Raw genomic sequence first — 17,161 nt, 5'->3', positions numbered from 1 at the left:
TCCTACAAGATGCAGCCCGGTCAGCGAAGATCCAGACAGATTGGGACGTGTTGGAGCTAGACGGGTGATGCGGCGAGCGGGGGACGCAGCGTGTCGGAGCCGGGGGCCGGTCGCGCGGGGTCGGTGTCCAGGTCGACGATACGGTTGCCCGCGTCCACGTGCACGATCCGCGGCCTGAGCGTGCGGGCCCGGCGGTCGTCGACCATCTGATAGCTGATCAGGATGACAAGGTCTCCCGGGTGGACCAGGTGAGCGGCCGCGCCGTTGATCCCGATGACGCCGGAGCCGCGCTCACCCTCGATCACATACGTCTCCAGCCGCGCCCCGTTGGTGATGTCCACGATCGCCACCTGCTCGCCGGGAAGCAGGTCGGCGGCTTCCATCAGCCCGGCGTCGACAGTGACCGATCCCACGTAGTGCAGGTCGGCTTGCGTGACGGTGGCGCGGTGGATCTTGGACTTGAGCATGGTCCGATAGGTGGCGTTCCCGCCGAACACGATGTTCTTGCCGAACACGGTGTGCTCCTCCTCGTTCCAGTCCCTCACCGGGTACCGGACGGATGCCGCGTCGGCCATGTGACACAGCGTCAGGCGGGCGCGATCAGATCTGGAAGTTCCTGTGTCGCGAACCAGAGTAGGTCGTAGTCCTCCGCACCGTCCACGGTGAACTGCGCGTCCTCGTCGCCCTCGTCGGCGGCCCGCACGACCAGCGCCGCCTCACCGACGGCGGGTTCCGCACCGGTGTCGTCCATGTGGAACGAGGCGATGTCCCGCAACGCGACGACGCCGTCGATGCGCACCTCGCCCGGCTCGACGCCCTGCTCGCGGGAGATCGGCGTGCCGACCGGCGTGACCACGGCGTCGAACAACTCCGCGGCCACCACCACACGGCGGCGCGGGGCCAGCCGGTCGGCGGCCAGCAGCCGCAGGGCGCCGCGCGCGGCCTCGGTCATCGCGGCGAATTCGAGTTCTTCCTCGTCCCCCTCGACGTACCATTCGCGCAGCGCCGGGGTGACCGCGTACGCGGTCAGCGGCCCGGGGCCGAGTTCGCCCCGCTTGGCCAGCTCGGACAGCATCGGCAGCGTTGCCGGGATGTAGACGCGCATCGGTGTCCCTCTGGCCGCGGTTGTCGAACGATCCCTACGCTACTGCGCGCGACAGGTCCAGGAATTCGGTCGTCGTGCGCCGGGCCGTGGCCAGCACTTCGGCGCGCCGGGCCGGGTCCATCAGGTTGACGCCCAGCGCCGCAAGGTCGTCCGGGCCGGGGCAGAGGATGACGACCCGACTGCCGCTCTGCCGGACCTGCCTGGCTTCCAGCAGCAGTTGCCGGGTGGCGGTGTGCCGGTAAGCGCGCTCAAGTCTGCCCAGGGCACCGCGCGGCCGGTCATAGGCGCGGGCGGCGCTCGGGGCGAGGACGTAGACCTCGTCCAACGGCACGCCGCCGGGCAGCGCGTCCGCGGCCAGCAGGTCGAGGTTGGAGTTGGAGAAGATGCCGCCGTCGATGTACCGGCGCCCGTCGATGACGGCGGGGGCGAACCAGCTGGGGATCGAGCAGGAGGCCATGACCGCGTCGGCCAGGCCGGTGCGCGGCGCGTCGGGCTCGCCGAAGACGACCCGCTCGCCGGTGTCGTAATCCATCGCGACTACGCGCACGCCCGGATGCTGCGACCAGTCGCCGGACGGGATCACGTCCTCGACCATCCGGCCGATGTCGCCGAGCGAGCCGCGGCCGGGCGGCAGGAAGGCGGAGAAGACCACGGTCTTGGGGTAGCGGCGGGGGTGGCGGACCGACCGGGCGATCAGTTTGGGCGAGCCGATGCCGGGCTGCGGACGCACCAGCACCCCGCCGCCCGCCGCGTTGTCGTAGTCGAAGATCCGGCCGGCCAGCGGGCCGTCGGGCACCTCGCCGGACTGCTGGTGCCGCCACAGGTCGCGCGCGCTGGCCCCGGCGCCGAGCAGCGCGGCCAGGATCGCGCCGGCCGAGGTGCCGACGATCAGGTCGGCGGTACGCGGATCGAAGTCGAGTTCCTCGTGCAGTGCGGTCATCGCGCCGATCATCCAGGCGGCGCCAAGAGTGCCTCCGCCGCCTAACACCAGTCCCCTGCGTACCCCTTTATCCACCCTCGCTCACCGTCCCGGAAACGCTACTCACTGTGGATCTGATACCCGCTCGGAGCCTACGCTTCACTCACCGTTCATCGGCGCGTCGAGCGCTCACCCGGCGCGCAGGTCCAGTCCGAATAGCGCCTCCAGTTCAAGAATTGTTTCCGCGTACGACCGGTGATGTACACCGATGATGCCCACGGCGGCCGCTCCGCGCACGTTCTTCCCCAGATCGTCGACGAACACCGCCTCTTCGGGAGCGCAGCCGAGCAGGTCGAGGGTGTGCAGGTAGATCGCCGGCTCGGGCTTGCGCATCCCGACCTCGCCGCTGATCACCACGGCGTCGAAGAGCTGATCCCAGTCGTCGCGCAGGTAGTCGTTGCCCCAGGAGTTGGACAGCAGGGCGGTGCGCAGGCCGACCGCCTTCGCCTGGCGCACCACGTTGATCATCGCCGGCGCCGTGGAGAAGCCAGCGAACATCCGGCCGATGAGCCCGTGCGCGACCACCGGAACGCCGCAGAACCTGGTCAGCCGTTCGGCCAGCGCCTGCTCGAAGTGCTCGACGCGCAGCTCGCCGCGTTCCAGCGCGGCGATCGGGTCGAAGATGCTGAGCGCGGCCAGGCCCTCGTCGTGAAAGTCGCGAATCGCCGCCTGGTAACCGGCGGCGTCGATACCCTCGGCGGCGTACCATCCGTCCAAGGCGGCGGCGAGCGGGGACGTCAGCACGCCTCCCCAGTCGACGATCAGTGCCTTGGGCCGCAGGCCGGTGGACGAGACTCTCTCGGTCATTCCGCCGCCTTTCGCTTGCCGACCGGGTGGAATACGCCCGATCGGGTAAGAGTTCCCATGGTACGGGGGTGATGCTCTTGTCAAGCCGAGGCCGGGCGCCGGCATGGCCCTTCGCCGCACTGTTCGCGCTGTGCGGAACCATCCTGCTCGTCTACGCGAAGGTCGATGGCGTCGGCTGGCTCGACCGCACGACGCTGACCGTCTGCGGCACCACCCCGACCGGCTCCCACGCCGTGCTGCTCGGACTGGTGCTGCTCACCCTGGCACACGGTCTGGCCCGGCGTCGCCAGGTCGCCTGGATCCTCGGGCTCGCGCTGGTGCTGTGGAGCGCGCTGACCGAGGTCGAGTCGCTCCTCGTGGGCTCCCCGGCCGACCCCTGGCGCCTCATCCCGCTGCTGCTCGCCGCGACCGCGCTGGTACGTTCCCGCGACCGTTTCGTGGTGAGCCCCGATCCGCACCGGCTGCGCCAGGCCGTGGCGGTCACCGGCGCCTCGGGCGTGACGCTGCTGCTGCTCGGCGGGGGCTCGCTGTTCGCCGAGCGGGGCAGATTCGCCGCGCCGCTGTCCACCACCGACCTGGGACGCGAGTTCTTCGCAGCGGTGGCGGCCAACGGGGGGCGAGTCGACTTCAACGGACCGTCCTGGCTGCTGCACGGCTTGTCGCTGGCCTCCGGGCTGGCGCTGATCGCCGTGCTGGCCACGCTCACGGCGGCCGCGCCGCCGCCGCGTCCAGCGGATTCCGCCGATCGGGCGGCGATGCGTGCGCTCGTCTCGCACCGGGACGCGGACACGCTCGCTCCGTTCGCGCTGCGGTACGACAAGTCGTACGTCTTCGAGCCGCGGGGCCGTGCCGCGATCGGCTACCGCGTGCTGGCCGGGATGGCGGTGGCCGCGGGCGATCCGATCGGCGCCCGCAGCGCGTGGCCCGCCGCGATCGAAGCGTTCCTGGCCGAGGCCGAGCGGCGCGGCTGGCGCCCGGCGGTACTCGGCGCGGGGCCACGGGCGCGCGAGTTGTGGGCCGCGCAGGGGATGCAGGGATTCGGCATCGGCGACGAGGCCGTCATCGACGTCGCGTCGTTCTCGACGAGTGGCCGTGCGATGCGCAACGTCAGGCAGGCGGTGCGCCGCACCGAGAACGCGGGGATCTGGGTCTCGGTGGTCCCGGAGCCCGAACTGAGCCCGGAGCTGTCCGTGCAGCTGCGCCGGATCCACCGCGCCTGGCTGGGCCGGGGCACCCCGCGGCATCCGCGCCCCGACGCCGACATGATTCCGCAGGGGCGGGAGCACGGCTTCGCGATGAACCTGGACGCGATGGCCGAGGGAAGGCACCCGGACTCGCTGTTCGTGATCGCCTTCGCCGCGGACGGATACGCGGTGTCGTTCCAGCGGTATCTGCTCGCCGCGGAGACCGGGTCAGGGCCGGTGCTCACCCTCGATGTGATGCCGCGTCACCGGATCGCGCCGAACGGGGTCAACGAGCGGCTGATCGTCGCGACGATCGAGTACGCGGCGGCGCGCGACTACAAGACGGTCTCGCTGAACTTCGCCGCGTTCCGCACGATCCTCGAAGCGCACCGGCTGGCCACCGGAGCGCCCGGGGCGCCGCCGCGGCCGGGCTTCTGGCCGCGGATGACCCGCCGGGCGGTCCACCTGCTCGACCCGCTGATCCAGGTCGAGTCGCTCTACCACTTCAACGCCAAGTTCCGGCCCGGCTGGCTGCCGCGCTCGGTGCTGGTCGCCTCGTGGCTGGACCTGCCGCTGTTCGGCGTGGCCGCCCTCGGCCTGGAGTTCGGGCTGCCGTACGACCGGCGGCGCAGCAGGATCGCCGGCCCGCAGCTGGACGCGACGCTCCGGCCGCAGGCCGAGACCGACCCCGGGTCCGCGTCCGGAACCGTGTCAAGCGGCGCCACCACGGATCAGGCGAACTGGAGTGCGGTGCAGCGCCATTCCAGCCGGCCGTCCTGACGCTCGAAGCGCAGCGCGACCGCGCGCACTCGCGGGCCGTCCTGCACCAGAACGGTGGACTCGACGGCGTCCGGTCCCGGGATGTGCAGCCGGATGGAGCGCACCATGCTGCGCGTGGCGAAACGAGTGGCCGCGCGGCGCTGCGTAACCGTGCTGAGCAGCGCGAAGACCTCGCGGGACACCCAGCGCTTGACCTGCTCGGCCGGCCGCCGTTCCAGCAGCACGTCGACCACGGCCTCGACGAGGCGCCTCACGGCTGCGGGGCTTGGCTCAGCCAGGCGGCGATAGGTATTGCCGCCGCCACTGTTGCCGTAACCGGGCGGGTCGAAGCGGTGAGTCCACCCGACCACCCACGACCGCAGTGCCCCCGCTGCCCTGTCGAGGTCGGCATCGGTATCCGCAGCGTCCGCCGTGTCCGCGCCCGGTTCGACACGGTCGATGGTGCCCGCGGCGGTGAGCAGCGCACTACGGCTGACGCTGGTGACACTCGCTATCTGCGTGCTGAAGGCGCCAGTATCGCAGTCCTCGGCGCCACCTTGGTCGTAACGCGTCATCATGCACCCCGTCTCTTGATGGACATCTGACGATCACTCATGACGATCACTCAGACCACCAAGGGTGCCAGGGAGTTGCGCCCGAAAACGGTTCGGCACCGAAGTCCACCCGTTCAGCGCAGTAACGCGCAGTTCATCCGGGTCGAACCTCGGTGCCAAGCCCAGCCGATAATCAGACTATTTACTTCATTCGGCTACTTCTTGCAGCACTCACGCCTCGCAGCGCCTTTTTCTTACGGCGCCACTTCCTACAGCACTACTTCGTACGACGGCTACTTCTCACAGCGGCTACTTCGGCTACTTCTTACGGCGACGGCCGCCGGGTGCCGGCGGGCGCCCCTTCGGCTTGGGCTTCGACGGCACGGCGTCCTGCGGACCGTCGGCCCCGCCCACCGGCGGCGGGGTGACCTCCTGACGCTTGACCACGCCGCCCTCGCCGTCCACCGTCGGCGCGGAGTAGTTGAGCCGGGTCGGCCGCTTGGGCGCCTCCAGGCCCTTCGCGTTCAGCCGCGCCGTCGCCGCCATCGCCGACGTGCTCGTGGCGTTGAGCTGCGCGGTCGCCGCCTCTGCCTGGGCCTGCGCCTCCGGGTCGTCGCTGTTCGCCTCGACCTGCACCTCAAGGTTGAACAGGTAGCCGGTCGACTCCTCCTTGATGCCCTCCATCATGCCCTGGAACATCAGGTAGCCCTCGCGCTGGTACTCGACCAGCGGATCGCGCTGGGCCATCGCCCGCAGGCCGATGCCCTCCTGGAGGTAGTCCATCTCGTACAGGTGCTCGCGCCAACGGCGGTCGAGCACCGAGAGCACCACCCGGCGCTCCAGCTCGCGGGTGATCGAGTCGCCGAGGTTGGCCTCGCGCTTGTCGTAGGCGCCGAGGATGTCCGCGGTGATCTCGTCGAGCAGGACCTGCTGCGTGATCCCGGTGCGGCCGCCGACCGACTCCTCGACCTCCTCAAGGGTGATCGAGACCGGGTACAGGGTGCCCACCGCCGACCAGAGCTTCTCCAGCTCCCACTCCTCGGCGTAACCGTCCGAGGTGGCCGCGTCGACGTACGCGCGGACCGTGTCCTCCATCATGTGCCGTACGTGGTCGCGCAGGTCCTCGCCGTCCAGCACGCGGCGGCGCTCGGCGTAGATGACCTCGCGCTGCTTGTTGATCACGTCGTCGTACTTGAGGACGTTCTTACGGATTTCGAAGTTCTGCTGCTCAAGCTGGGTCTGCGCGGACTGGATCGCCCGGGTGACCATCTTGGACTCGATCGGCACGTCGTCGCCGACGTTCGCGACCGCCAGCACCCGCTCCACGATCTGCGCCTTGAACAGCCGCATCAGGTCGTCGCCGAGGGAGAGGTAGAACCGGCTCTCCCCGGGGTCGCCCTGGCGCCCGGCGCGACCGCGCAGCTGGTTGTCGATCCGGCGCGACTCGTGCCGCTCGGTGCCCAGCACGTACAGGCCGCCGAGCGACTCGACCTCGTCGTGCTCGGCGGTGACCGCCTTCTTGGCCTTCTCCAGCGCGGCCGGCCAGGCGTCCTCGTACTCCTCCGGACTGTCGGACGGGCTCAGCCCGCGCTGGGCCAGCTCGCCCGCCGCCAGGTTCTCCGGGTTGCCGCCGAGCATGATGTCGGTGCCGCGGCCGGCCATGTTGGTGGCCACGGTGACCGCGCCCTTGCGCCCGGCCTGCGCGACGATCTGCGCCTCGCGTTCGTGGTACTTCGCGTTGAGCACCTCGTGCGGGACGCCACGCTTGCGCAGCTGCTGGGAGAGGTACTCGGACTTCTCCACCGAGACCGTGCCGACCAGGACCGGCTGGCCCTCGCCGTGCCGGTGCTCGATGTCCTCGACGACCGCCTTGAACTTGGCCTCTTCCGAGATGTAGATCAGGTCCTGCTGGTCCTTGCGGACCATCGGCTTGTTGGTCGGGATCGGGACCACGCCGAGCTTGTAGATCTGGTGGAACTCGGCCGCCTCGGTCAGCGCGGTACCGGTCATCCCGGACAGCTTCTTGTAGAGCCGGAAGTAGTTCTGCAGGGTGATGGTCGCCAGGGTCTGGTTCTCGTTCTGGATGACCACCCCCTCCTTCGCCTCGATCGCCTGGTGCATGCCCTCGTTGTAGCGGCGCCCGGCCAGGATGCGGCCGGTGTGCTCGTCCACGATCAGGATCTCGCCGTTCATGACCACGTAGTCGCGGTCCTTCTTGAACAGCTCCTTGGCCTTGATCGCGTTGTTGAGGAAGCCGACCAGCGGGGTGTTGACCGACTCGTAGAGGTTGTCGATGCCCAGCAGGTCCTCGACCCGCTCGACCCCGCGTTCCAGCACGCCGACGGTCTTCTTCTTCTCGTCGACCTCGTAGTCGGAGTCCTTCGCCAGCCGGTTCACGATCTTGGCGAAGTCCGTGTACCACTTGGTGGCCTGGTCCGAGGGGCCGGAGATGATCAGCGGGGTGCGCGCCTCGTCGATCAGGATCGAGTCGACCTCGTCGACGATGGCGAAGTTGTGGCCGCGCTGCACCAGCTCTTCCTTCGACCACGCCATGTTGTCGCGCAGGTAGTCGAAGCCGAACTCGTTGTTGGTGCCGTAGGTGATGTCCGCGCCGTACTGCACCTTGCGCTGGGTCGGGGTCATGCTGGCCAGGATCACGCCGACGTCGAGGCCGAGGAAGCGGTGGATGCGGCCCATCCACTCCGCGTCGCGCTCGGCGAGGTAGTCGTTGGTGGTGACGATGTGCACGCCATCGCCGGCGAGCGCGTTGAGGTACGCCGGCAGCGTGCCGACCAGGGTCTTGCCCTCGCCGGTACGCATCTCGGCGATGTTGCCCAGGTGCAGCGCGGCGCCGCCCATCAGCTGCACGTCGTAGTGGCGCTGGCCGATGGTGCGCTTCGCGGCTTCGCGCACTACCGCGAAGGACTCCCAGAGCAGGTCGTCGAGCGTCTCGCCGTCCTGGAAGCGCTGCTTGAACTTCGCGGTCTCCTCGCGCAGCTCCGCGTCGGTGAGGTCGACGTAGTCTTCCTCGATCGTGTTGATCGTCTCGGCCGTCTTGGCCAGCTTGCGAAGGATCTTCCCTTCGCCCGCGCGCAGGACCTTGTCGAAGAGGGCAGGCACTTTGGGAACGGCTCCTTGAACTGACAGGCGTGTTGTGGACGGCCGTTTTGTGGACGGCGGTGTTGCTCGGCGGCAGGGCCACTCTGGCGGGCGGCATGACCCCCACCCCCGGCCGTTATCCCATCGTAAGCGACTGCGCATGCCCAAAGACAGACCACGGGTCGCAGTAGTTACGCACCCGCACTTGGCCTCCCATGGTCTACACCAGAGGCGGCCTACGCCATGGACAGTGCGATGCCGTCGAGGATGTCGTGTTCGGAGACGACGACCTCGGACAATCCGAGCCGGTCGACGATCTGCGCCAGGATCAGCGACCCGGCGCCGATGACGTCGACCCGGCCGGGATGCACGACCGGGTTCGCGGCGCGCTGTGCGTGCGTGGAGGCGAGCAGGTCCGCGGACACCCGGCGCACGGTTTCGGCCGCGATCCGTGAAAGGTGCACGCGATCGCGGTCGTACTCGGCCAGGCCGAGCGCGATCGCCGAGACGGTGGTGACCGAGCCGGCCACGCCGACCAGCGTCTTGGCCTCGTGGATCGGCACATGCTCGGCCGCCACGTCGATCGCGGCGTCGATGTCCCGGCGGGCCGCGGCGATCTGCTGCGCGGTCGGCGGATCCTGGGTGAGGTGACGCTCCGTCAGCCGGACGCAGCCGATGTCCACCGACCGCGCCGCCGCGACTTCACGCTCGCCCAGGACGAACTCCGTGGACCCGCCGCCGATGTCGATCACCAGGTAAGGCGTCGGATGGCCGACACCGTCCCGCGCGACAGACTGCGTCGCGCCGGAGAACGACAGAGCGGCCTCCTGATCGCCGGTGATGACCTCCGGCTCGACGCCGAAGCGGTCGCGCACGCCCGCGGAGAACTCGTCGCGGTTGGCCGCGTCTCTGGTCGCGCTGGTGGCCACGAACCGCACCCGCTGTGCGCCGAGTTCACGGATGCGCGCGGCGTAGTCGTCGCAGGCCGCGAAGGTGCGCGCGAGGGCCTCGGGAGCGAGGCGGCCGGTCGCGTCCACGCCTTGGCCGAGCCGGACGATCTCCATCCGGCGCAGCAGTTCGTTCCGCGTGACGCCCTGCGGATCCAGCTCGGTCACGAGCAGCCGGATGGAGTTCGTACCGCAGTCGACCGCCGCGACGCGCGTGCCCGTGCCGCTCGTACCCATCAGACGCTGCCCTTCTCTTGTTCCCCAGGCTCATCTTCTACAGGTTCGGACACAGGTACGCAGGGCCCGTTGCGCCACCACTCGGGCAGCAGCGCCAGCGCCTCGTCACCAAGCGGATTGACACCGGGACCAGCCGCGAGCGAGTGACCCACCAGGACGTGCAGGCACTTGACCCGGTCAGGCATACCGCCGGCGCTCGGGAAGCCTTCGAGCACTTCGATCGCATCACGCCGCCTGATGTAGTCCTCGTGCGCGGCGCGGTAGGCGGCAGCAAGCTTCGGGTCGGTACGCAGGCGCTCCGTCATCTCAGCCATCACACCGTCGCCTTCGAGCGTCCCGATGGCTGACGCCGCTCGTGGGCAGGTGAGGTAGTAGAGCGTCGGGAAGGGACTGCCGTCCGGCAGACGCGGAGCGGTCTCGACCACGTCGGGATTGCCGCACGGGCAGCGGTGCGCCACGGCTCGCAGGCCGCGTGGTTCGCGTCCCAGCTGGGCCTCGACCGCCTCGAAGTCCGCTTTGCGCAAGCTCATCCCCACACCGTACCGGCTCCGGATGCGTCGCCCGTCCGCCTCGGCTCACTCACGGACGGGCCGACCGCGACGGCACCGATGACACTGACGGTGAGGGAGACGGCGATTTGACCGTGGACCACAGCCGGTCGTACCAGGTCTGCTGCGTGGGCGTCGGCATCCCAAGCGGTTCGTCGCTCGGATTGGGGTTCGGCACGAGGTAACCGGTCTCGCCGGGTCGTACGTAGTGCAGCCGCTGGCGTGCCTGGATCGCCACGTACGCCGGATCCGACCACTTCGCCAGCTCGTCCTGTAACGCCGCCACCTGCCGCTGGATGACAGAGTTCTGCTGCTCCACGCCGTTGATCTGGGAACGCTGCGCGAAATACTGCCGCAGCGGGTATGCGACCGTGACCATGACGGCGCACAGGGCCAGCGCCAAGACCCCGGCCCGGCCAGTCAGCCGACCACGTGAAGGCTTGCGCGGGCGCGAGCCCTTGTCCGTCCCACGCGCCGCCCTGGGTCGCGGCAGAGACACGACGTCGGAGTCAGTGGCACCTGACTTGCCATCAGTCACGTTCGCCACGCCCCCTCCCGTCTCCCGCTCCACGGCCGCACGCCGAACCGTGCCTATCGCACCTGTGGCGCGCCGTACCGTGCCCTTACACCGTCGCTTGACGGCTTCGGCCACAGCGGGCGCGCCACCAGACTAGAACTACTAGGCCTTGAAGCGCGGGAAGGCGGTACGCCCGGCGTAGCGGGCCGCGTCGTCCAGCTCCTCCTCGATGCGCAGCAGTTGGTTGTACTTGGCGACCCGGTCGGTGCGTGCCGGCGCACCCGACTTGATCTGACCGACATCAGTAGCCACCGCGAGGTCCGCGATCGTCGTGTCCTCGGTCTCACCGGAGCGGTGGCTCATCATGCAGCGGTAGCCGGACCGATGCGCCAACGCGACCGCGTCGAAGGTCTCGGTCAAAGTCCCGATCTGGTTCACCTTGACCAGCAGCGCGTTGGCCTGGCCGCCGGTGATGCCGCGCTGGAGCCGCTCCGGGTTGGTGACGAACAGGTCGTCGCCGACCAGTTGCACCTTGGCGCCGAGCTGGTCGGTCATCGTCTTCCAGCCGTCCCAGTCCTCTTCGCTGTGCGAATCCTCGATGGACACCAGCGGGTAGTTCGAAACCAGCTCGGCGTAGTACAACGTGAGCTCGGCGCCGGAGAACTGCTTGCCCTCCAGCGTGTACGCCCCGTCCTTGAACAACTCGGTCGCCGCGACGTCGAGCGCGAGCGCGATCTCGGTGCCCGGGGTGTACCCGGCCTTCTCGATCGCCTCAAGGATCAGATCCAGCGCGGCCCGGTTCGAGTCCAGGTTCGGGGCGAACCCGCCCTCGTCGCCGAGACCCGTCGACAAGCCGCGGGACTTGAGCACCGACTTGAGCGCGTGGTAGGTCTCCGCGCCCCAGCGCAGCGCCTCGCCGTAGGTCTCCGCGCCGATCGGCGCGATCATGAACTCCTGGATGTCCACGTTGGAGTCGGCGTGCGCGCCCCCGTTGATGATGTTCATCATCGGCACCGGCAGCACGTGCGCGTTCGGCCCGCCGAGGTAGCGGAACAGCGGCAGTTCGGCGGACTCGGCGGCGGCCTTGGCCACGGCCAGCGACACGCCGAGGATCGCGTTAGCGCCGACCCGCGACTTGTTCGGCGTGCCGTCCAGGTCGATCAGCTCCTGGTCGATCAGCCGCTGCTCGTGCGCGTCGAACCCGATCAGCGCCGGGCCGATCTCGTCGAGCACGGCGAGCACGGCCTTGGTGACGCCCTTGCCGTTGTAACGATCCTTGTCGCCGTCACGCAACTCGACCGCCTCGAACGCCCCGGTGGACGCGCCGGACGGCACGGCCGCACGGGCGATGGTGCCGTCGTCGAGGGCGACCTCGACCTCGACGGTGGGGTTACCGCGGGAGTCGAGAATCTCCCGCGCGCCTACTGCTTCGATGGACGCCACGTGCGTACTCCTTCATGTCCTCTCGGTTATCGGGGACAGCCTAATGGGCACCGTCACGTGACATACCGGCCCGTCGACCTTAACCCGCTTAACTGGGACGTACCGCGCAGCCGTGTGCGTCAGCACCAGTGCCAGTACGCACCGGCAGCGAGTGCAACCCGCGCATGATCAGCCCGGAATGCCACCGCAAGTCAGCGGCGGGCGCGGCGAACGCCAAGTCCGGGAACCGCGCAAAGAGCCGCGAGAACGCTACCCGCCCCTCCAACCGCGCCAAAGGCGCCCCCAAACAGAAGTGAATCCCGTGCCCAAGCGCCAGATTCCCGCCCTCGTTCCGCGCAAGGTCAAGCACATCCGGATCACTGAACCGCACCGGATCACGGTCCGCTGCGGCAAGCACGGCCAAGACCGGCTCCCCCGCCGGAATCGACACCCCACCGACCGTGATCGGCTCCGTCGTGAACCGCCACGTCCCAAACTCAACCGGACCGTCGTAACGCAGCAACTCCTCGACAGCGGACTCCAGTAACCCGGGATCAGCCTTCAGCTTCGCGAGCTGATCCGGATGTTGCAGTAGGGCGAGCGTCCCATTTCCGATCAAGCCCGACGTAGTCTCGAACCCGGCAAAGAGCAAAATAAAGGCCATCGCAGCAGCCTCGTCCTCACTCAGGTGTTCACCCTCATCAGAGGCACGAACGAGTGCCGACAGCAAGTCGTCTGCCGCCGGATCGTCTGGCAGTGCCAGCCGCTTCTTGTGGATCAGCTGCTTGAGGTAGCCACGAACACGCTTGACGGACCGTCCGACGCCGCCGCGCGGGCCACTGCGATCGATCATCCCATTTGCCCACTCATGGAAGATCGGCTGATCTTCAGGCGGAACGCCGAGCATCTCGCAGATCACGATGACCGGCAGCGGGAACGCGTACGCCCGGACCAAATCGACCGGGTCCGGCCCGAACGTGTCCAGCAACCGATCCGCAATCTCGATGACGCGAGGCTCGAAGTCCGCGATGCGACGCGGCGTGAACGCCTTCGACACTAGACGCCGCAAGCGCGTGTGGTCCGGTGGGTCGAGGTTCAGCAGGTGTGCTGCGATGCCCGAACGATGCTCCCCCGGAATCCCGGTACGGCCCGGCTGCCATCCCGGAAACGACACAGCCGCGTTCTTCGAGAGCCGTAGATCAGCGAGAACGGCCTTCGCATCCTCGTATCGCGTGACCAGAAACGCGTCCACGCCATTCGGCAACCGGGTGCGGTACACCGGCGCATGCTCACGCAGCCACGCGTACGCCGGATACGGATCGTCGATGAACGCACGATCGAACAGCGGGGGCAATGGAGGTACAGTCACCGGACCATCCTCTCCTCACATGCGCGCGTTCTTAAATCCACCGCTAGCCAGTAGTAGCGCATTGACTACCCGGGTGGGGTAGCAGGTGGTTCTCTTGTGTCACAAGCGGTCTGGGAGTGCCGTGTTCTGTTCGTTCCGTCTTTGTATCCCGGCCATCTCGGCGGACCAGAGTCCGCAGGCAGTGTCGCGTTGGTTTGTGCGGTCGCGTCGGCAGCGGTCGCACCTCGTCGCGTGACGCCGAAGCGCCCATCGGATCGGATGAGAGGTCGAATCATGGCATCGTATCGACGTGCCCGGTCACGCACCGTGGCGGGAGTAGCCGTCACCAGCATCATCTGCAGCGCGGCATTGACCGGCGGGGTCAGCGGTGCGGCTGCGGCGGACGCGCACGTGACGCTCCCTGCCGGGTTCCACGCCACCGTGTTCGCAGCCGCGCCCGGCAAGGCCACCGGGCCGGACGACATCACCAAGCTCGGCGACCATCTGTTCGTCGCCTACCAGAATGGCGTCGGCTCCATGGGCGAACCCTCGCCCACCGGCAACACGAACAGCACAGTCGTCGAGTACACACAGCAAGGTCACGTAGTCGCCAGTTGGAGCGTCATCGGCAAGGTGGACGGCTTGGGCGCCGACCCGTGGCGGCATCGTGTGATCGCGACCGTGAACGAGGACGGCGACAGCAGCCTCTACACCATCACCCCGGACCGGCGCGGGCACAGCGACGCCGATGACGTCAAGCACTACACCTACTCGCAGAACCCGTTGCCTCACGGCGGTGGCACCGACAGTGTCGTAGTCCGCGACGGCGTCATCTTCATTTCCGCCTCGGCCCCGGCAGCCGACGCGGACGGCACGACCTTCAGCGGGCCCGCCCTCTACACCGCGCATCTCGACCAGAACACCGCCGCTCTCACCCCGGTGCTGCGCGACAATTCGACGGCCACCGACGCCATCACCGGCAAGGTGACCACACTCAACCTCTCGGACCCGGACTCAAGCGAAGTGGTACCGCGGGTGGTCCAGCGCTTCGGCGGAGACGTGCTGCTCGACAGCCAGGGCGACGGCGAGCTGATCTTCCTGCACGACCCGGGCCACGAGCACCAGCAGGCCACCGTGCTGAGCCTGAGCACCCAGATCGATGACTCCGCCTTCGCAACTGGCTCGCGCGACACCACCCTGTACGTGGTGGACAGCGGCAAGAACGAGATCCTCGCGATCACCGGACCTTTCCAGCGCGGCGAGATGCTCGCCTCCGTGCCGAACGATTCGACCGTCGACCCTGGCAACCTCGCCACCGTCAACACCGCCACCGGTGTGGTCACCCCGTTCGGCGCCGGCTTCACCAACCCCAAGGGCCTGCTGTTCGTCTCCGGGAACGAGCACTGATGCCGTAACCGGCGCAGTTGACTCCACAACCGCACGAGGCGAGGGTGCTTACGATTCGAGTCGGCGGCCATGGGGCCGATCCGCTGTTTCTCGGGGCGGACCCATGGCCCGACGTCGGCTCGTTGGCTCATTAGAAGTCGTCGACGCCATATTGGCCCAGGTAGGGAGTCATTGCTGGTGAGTGCGCCGCGATCCTCTGGCGATGCTCACCCGCAATGCCCGCACACCTCGGTTGCTACTTAGGGCAGGACGCGGCAGCGTTCTTCGATGAACGCGCATCGGCGGTGCCGTCGCCGCCCATACTCACATGGGAGGGAGGGAATGTGTGAGTGTGGATCTCGATCTGCACGTCGGGACGTACAACCACTACAACGGCGGGGTAGATCACGACAGCGCAGGTCGGCGGGTGCTTGATCGGCTTGATGCGCAGCTGGACCTGCTGGCGCCGCTCGGTCTGGATGTGTTGATCAGCACGGAGGCAAAGGGCTGGTTCGATCCGGACGATGGGCGTGCGCTGGAGTTGGCCCGGACGCGGCTGGGCATGCTGCCGTTGTGGGTGCTCGCGCCGCGGCACGACTGCAACATCGTGGTCTGGATCAACTCGCAGCGGCTGCGTGATCCGGGTTCGCATCATGAAGCGGGCCATCCGTGGTGGCATGCTCAGGCGCGGGTTTCGGTTCGTGTGGACGGGCTGGGCGAGCGGCTGTGGTTGTTCGGGGCGCACTTCTCGCCGTTCGTGCCCGGGGTGCGGATCGACGAGGCGTATGCCACCTGCGATCTGGCCAACGAGCGGCTAGCGATTGGCGGCGGGGACTTCAACGATGACGCGGCCGGCGACCCGGTCGCGGACCGGCGCGCCATGCCTGCGTACAAGCGGATGCGCCACGACCAGCCGGGCGGGCAGAGCGCGGCAGGGATGCTAGCGGCGGCCAGCTTCGGCGACGTGGCGGCGTTGGTGCAACCACAGCAGGGAACGCGGGAGCCCACGGCAGGGTTCACGGACGGCGCCCCGCTACGCTGCGACCGGCTGTACGTGTGCGAACGGCTGCGCGCTTCGCCGCAGGCCTACGCCACGCTGCCGTATGACGCGCAACTGTCTGACCATCGCGGCATTCACGCCTGGTTCGATCTTGCCGCCCATGTGTATCTTGCGTAGCTGCTAGCCTGCGCAGCGTGAAGGAACTCTCGGCGCAGGAAGTCGACTTCCTGCGGAAGCACCGCACTGCGGCGATGATCACAGTGGACCCGGCTGGGGTCGCGAAGCCCGCCCGGGTGGGGATCGCGCTGGTCGACGGGCGGTTGTGGAGCAGTGGAACTCAGGACCGGGTGCGCACTCGGCGGCTGCGCCGCGATCCGCGGTGCACGCTGTTCGTCTTCAGCGAATCGTTCAGGTGGCTGGCCGTCGAGTCCACCGTCTCGATCCTGGAGGGGCCGCAGGCGCCCGAACTGAGCGTGCAGTTGTTCCGGGTGATGCAGAACCGGCCAAGCGGGCCGCTCAGCTGGTTCGGCGGCGAACTCGACGAGGCGGCCTTCCGGGCGCGGATGGTCGAGGAAGGACGGCTGGTCTACGAATTCGGGGTGGAGCGGACGTACGGCGCGCCATAGCCGTGGGCCTGACGGGGTGTGCGGACTGTAGAGGTAGAGGTAGAGCCGGGGAGATCTAGTGGGCAGCTTGGTCCTGGCCTACCTGTTTGAGGTACCAGAGGACCGCGGTGGCCAGGATCTCGGACTCGTTGCGCCCGGTCTTGCGGGCGAGGTCGGACAGCCGCTGCTGAAGGCGCGGCGGCAACGAATATTCGAGTTCCACGATTCCAACATGGCAAAGCGGCGTGCGGTTAGGAAGTCAGAACTCCGACATTCACACGATAGTGGGAATGTCGGGAGGCATGACAAGGGAACGCGTGTGCGCGCCGCGGCCTGGCTTGACGAGGCGGCGTGAGGGTGGGCGGTGCTTGTATTGATACTGGTGCTGGTGCTGGACGGAGCTGAGCTGGGCTGGACCGAGTGGTCTCAGGCCCGCGGGACTCCGGCATTCTGCGGGACCGAGTCGTTCGTGTTGGCGGCCGAGTTGACCACCTTGCCCTCGACCGCCTGCTGTGGCGCGTCAGACTTCGGCTGGGCGTCCACCTGGCCCTCGCCGTCCTTGGCCGCCGCCTTCATCTCCGACTTGAAGATGCGCAGCGACTGGCCGACCGAACGCGCGGCGTCCGGGAGCTTGCGCGAGCCGAACAGCAGCACGACCAGCGCG

17 protein-coding genes are annotated in these 17,161 nt (G+C 68.4%); 4 read left to right on the top strand and 13 right to left on the bottom strand.

Annotated features, from left to right (window positions below; genetic code table 11):
* Positions 1-56: 56 nt before the first annotated feature.
* The 4 genes from panD to VGS97_RS01565 all read right to left on the bottom strand — a co-directional run bounded on the left by panD (position 57) and on the right by VGS97_RS01565 (position 2,891).
* A complete protein-coding gene (gene panD, locus VGS97_RS01580; protein WP_349261940.1) occupies positions 57-467 on the bottom strand; it encodes an aspartate 1-decarboxylase in 411 nt (136 codons plus the stop codon).
* Between the two features lie 119 nt (positions 468-586).
* Positions 587-1,105, bottom strand: coding sequence for a DUF6912 family protein (locus VGS97_RS01575; protein WP_326851330.1), 519 nt, complete (start codon positions 1,103-1,105; stop codon positions 587-589).
* A 34-nt stretch (positions 1,106-1,139) separates the two neighbouring features.
* Positions 1,140-2,093 carry a patatin-like phospholipase family protein gene (locus VGS97_RS01570; RefSeq protein ID WP_326851337.1) on the bottom strand — a complete coding sequence of 318 codons (954 nt, stop codon included), beginning with the start codon at positions 2,091-2,093 and terminating at the stop codon, positions 1,140-1,142.
* 120 nt (positions 2,094-2,213) lie between these two features.
* Positions 2,214-2,891: an HAD family phosphatase gene (locus VGS97_RS01565; protein WP_326851329.1), complete on the bottom strand. Its 678-nt coding sequence runs from the start codon at positions 2,889-2,891 to the stop codon at positions 2,214-2,216.
* A 71-nt stretch (positions 2,892-2,962) separates the two neighbouring features.
* On the opposite strand from VGS97_RS01565, the gene VGS97_RS01560 reads away from it, so the two are divergent.
* On the top strand, positions 2,963-4,855 hold the full coding sequence (locus tag VGS97_RS01560) for a bifunctional lysylphosphatidylglycerol flippase/synthetase MprF (protein ID WP_326851336.1): 1,893 nt from the start codon (positions 2,963-2,965) through the stop codon (positions 4,853-4,855).
* Here VGS97_RS01560 and VGS97_RS01555 read toward each other — a convergent pair.
* The 7 genes from VGS97_RS01555 to VGS97_RS01525 all read right to left on the bottom strand — a co-directional run bounded on the left by VGS97_RS01555 (position 4,807) and on the right by VGS97_RS01525 (position 13,527).
* A complete protein-coding gene (locus VGS97_RS01555) occupies positions 4,807-5,409 on the bottom strand; it encodes an Rv3235 family protein (protein WP_326851328.1) in 603 nt (200 codons plus the stop codon). The genes VGS97_RS01560 and VGS97_RS01555 overlap by 49 nt on opposite strands.
* A gap of 297 nt (positions 5,410-5,706) precedes the next feature.
* On the bottom strand, positions 5,707-8,508 hold the full coding sequence (gene secA, locus VGS97_RS01550) for a preprotein translocase subunit SecA (protein WP_326851327.1): 2,802 nt from the start codon (positions 8,506-8,508) through the stop codon (positions 5,707-5,709).
* A 215-nt stretch (positions 8,509-8,723) separates the two neighbouring features.
* Positions 8,724-9,671 carry a Ppx/GppA phosphatase family protein gene (locus VGS97_RS01545; protein ID WP_326851326.1) on the bottom strand — a complete coding sequence of 316 codons (948 nt, stop codon included), beginning with the start codon at positions 9,669-9,671 and terminating at the stop codon, positions 8,724-8,726.
* On the bottom strand, positions 9,671-10,201 hold the full coding sequence (locus VGS97_RS01540) for a DUF501 domain-containing protein (protein ID WP_326851325.1): 531 nt from the start codon (positions 10,199-10,201) through the stop codon (positions 9,671-9,673). The genes VGS97_RS01545 and VGS97_RS01540 overlap by 1 nt, the downstream gene beginning before the upstream one ends.
* A 49-nt stretch (positions 10,202-10,250) precedes the next feature.
* Positions 10,251-10,766 carry a septum formation initiator family protein gene (locus VGS97_RS01535; protein ID WP_326851324.1) on the bottom strand — a complete coding sequence of 172 codons (516 nt, stop codon included), beginning with the start codon at positions 10,764-10,766 and terminating at the stop codon, positions 10,251-10,253.
* Between the two features lie 132 nt (positions 10,767-10,898).
* The gene (eno, locus tag VGS97_RS01530) at positions 10,899-12,179 is read right to left on the bottom strand and encodes a phosphopyruvate hydratase (RefSeq protein WP_326851323.1); all 1,281 of its coding nucleotides are present in this window, start codon (positions 12,177-12,179) and stop codon (positions 10,899-10,901) included.
* A gap of 88 nt (positions 12,180-12,267) precedes the next feature.
* A complete protein-coding gene (locus tag VGS97_RS01525; RefSeq protein ID WP_326851322.1) occupies positions 12,268-13,527 on the bottom strand; it encodes a cytochrome P450 in 1,260 nt (419 codons plus the stop codon).
* A 273-nt stretch (positions 13,528-13,800) separates the two neighbouring features.
* On the opposite strand from VGS97_RS01525, the gene VGS97_RS01520 reads away from it, so the two are divergent.
* The 3 genes from VGS97_RS01520 (at position 13,801) to VGS97_RS01510 (ending at position 16,518) form a co-directional block, all read left to right on the top strand.
* Entirely contained in the window at positions 13,801-14,913 is a 1,113-nt protein-coding gene (locus VGS97_RS01520) for a hypothetical protein (RefSeq protein ID WP_326851321.1), read from the top strand.
* Between the two features lie 331 nt (positions 14,914-15,244).
* Positions 15,245-16,069: a hypothetical protein gene (locus tag VGS97_RS01515; protein WP_326851320.1), complete on the top strand. Its 825-nt coding sequence runs from the start codon at positions 15,245-15,247 to the stop codon at positions 16,067-16,069.
* Positions 16,070-16,086: 17 nt separating this feature from the next.
* Positions 16,087-16,518 carry a pyridoxamine 5'-phosphate oxidase family protein gene (locus VGS97_RS01510; protein ID WP_326851319.1) on the top strand — a complete coding sequence of 144 codons (432 nt, stop codon included), beginning with the start codon at positions 16,087-16,089 and terminating at the stop codon, positions 16,516-16,518.
* Positions 16,519-16,573: 55 nt separating this feature from the next.
* Here VGS97_RS01510 and VGS97_RS01505 read toward each other — a convergent pair whose 3' ends face one another.
* A complete protein-coding gene (locus VGS97_RS01505; RefSeq protein WP_326851318.1) occupies positions 16,574-16,720 on the bottom strand; it encodes a hypothetical protein in 147 nt (48 codons plus the stop codon).
* A 203-nt stretch (positions 16,721-16,923) separates the two neighbouring features.
* Positions 16,924-17,161: twin-arginine translocase TatA/TatE family subunit (locus tag VGS97_RS01500; protein ID WP_326851317.1), on the bottom strand; the 238-nt coding region annotated here is incomplete at its 5' end.

This window comes from Actinocrinis sp. (assembly GCF_035946395.1).
Lineage (GTDB): Bacteria > Actinomycetota > Actinomycetes > Streptomycetales > Catenulisporaceae > Actinocrinis.
Note: the sequence above shows the minus strand (reverse complement) of the source record. Positions and strands in the feature narration are given on the sequence as shown.

What these genes read in the sequence shown, in the direction of transcription:
- panD (WP_349261940.1), bottom strand. Translation starts at nt 467, where the DNA reads ATGCTCAAGTCCAAGATCCACCGCGCCACCGTCACGCAAGCCGACCTG.
- VGS97_RS01575 (WP_326851330.1), bottom strand. Translation starts at nt 1,105, where the DNA reads ATGCGCGTCTACATCCCGGCAACGCTGCCGATGCTGTCCGAGCTGGCC.
- VGS97_RS01565 (WP_326851329.1), bottom strand. Translation starts at nt 2,891, where the DNA reads ATGACCGAGAGAGTCTCGTCCACCGGCCTGCGGCCCAAGGCACTGATC.
- VGS97_RS01560 (WP_326851336.1), top strand. Translation starts at nt 2,963, where the DNA reads ATGCTCTTGTCAAGCCGAGGCCGGGCGCCGGCATGGCCCTTCGCCGCA.
- VGS97_RS01555 (WP_326851328.1), bottom strand. Translation starts at nt 5,409, where the DNA reads ATGACGCGTTACGACCAAGGTGGCGCCGAGGACTGCGATACTGGCGCC.
- VGS97_RS01545 (WP_326851326.1), bottom strand. Translation starts at nt 9,671, where the DNA reads ATGGGTACGAGCGGCACGGGCACGCGCGTCGCGGCGGTCGACTGCGGT.
- VGS97_RS01540 (WP_326851325.1), bottom strand. Translation starts at nt 10,201, where the DNA reads ATGAGCTTGCGCAAAGCGGACTTCGAGGCGGTCGAGGCCCAGCTGGGA.
- VGS97_RS01520 (WP_326851321.1), top strand. Translation starts at nt 13,801, where the DNA reads ATGGCATCGTATCGACGTGCCCGGTCACGCACCGTGGCGGGAGTAGCC.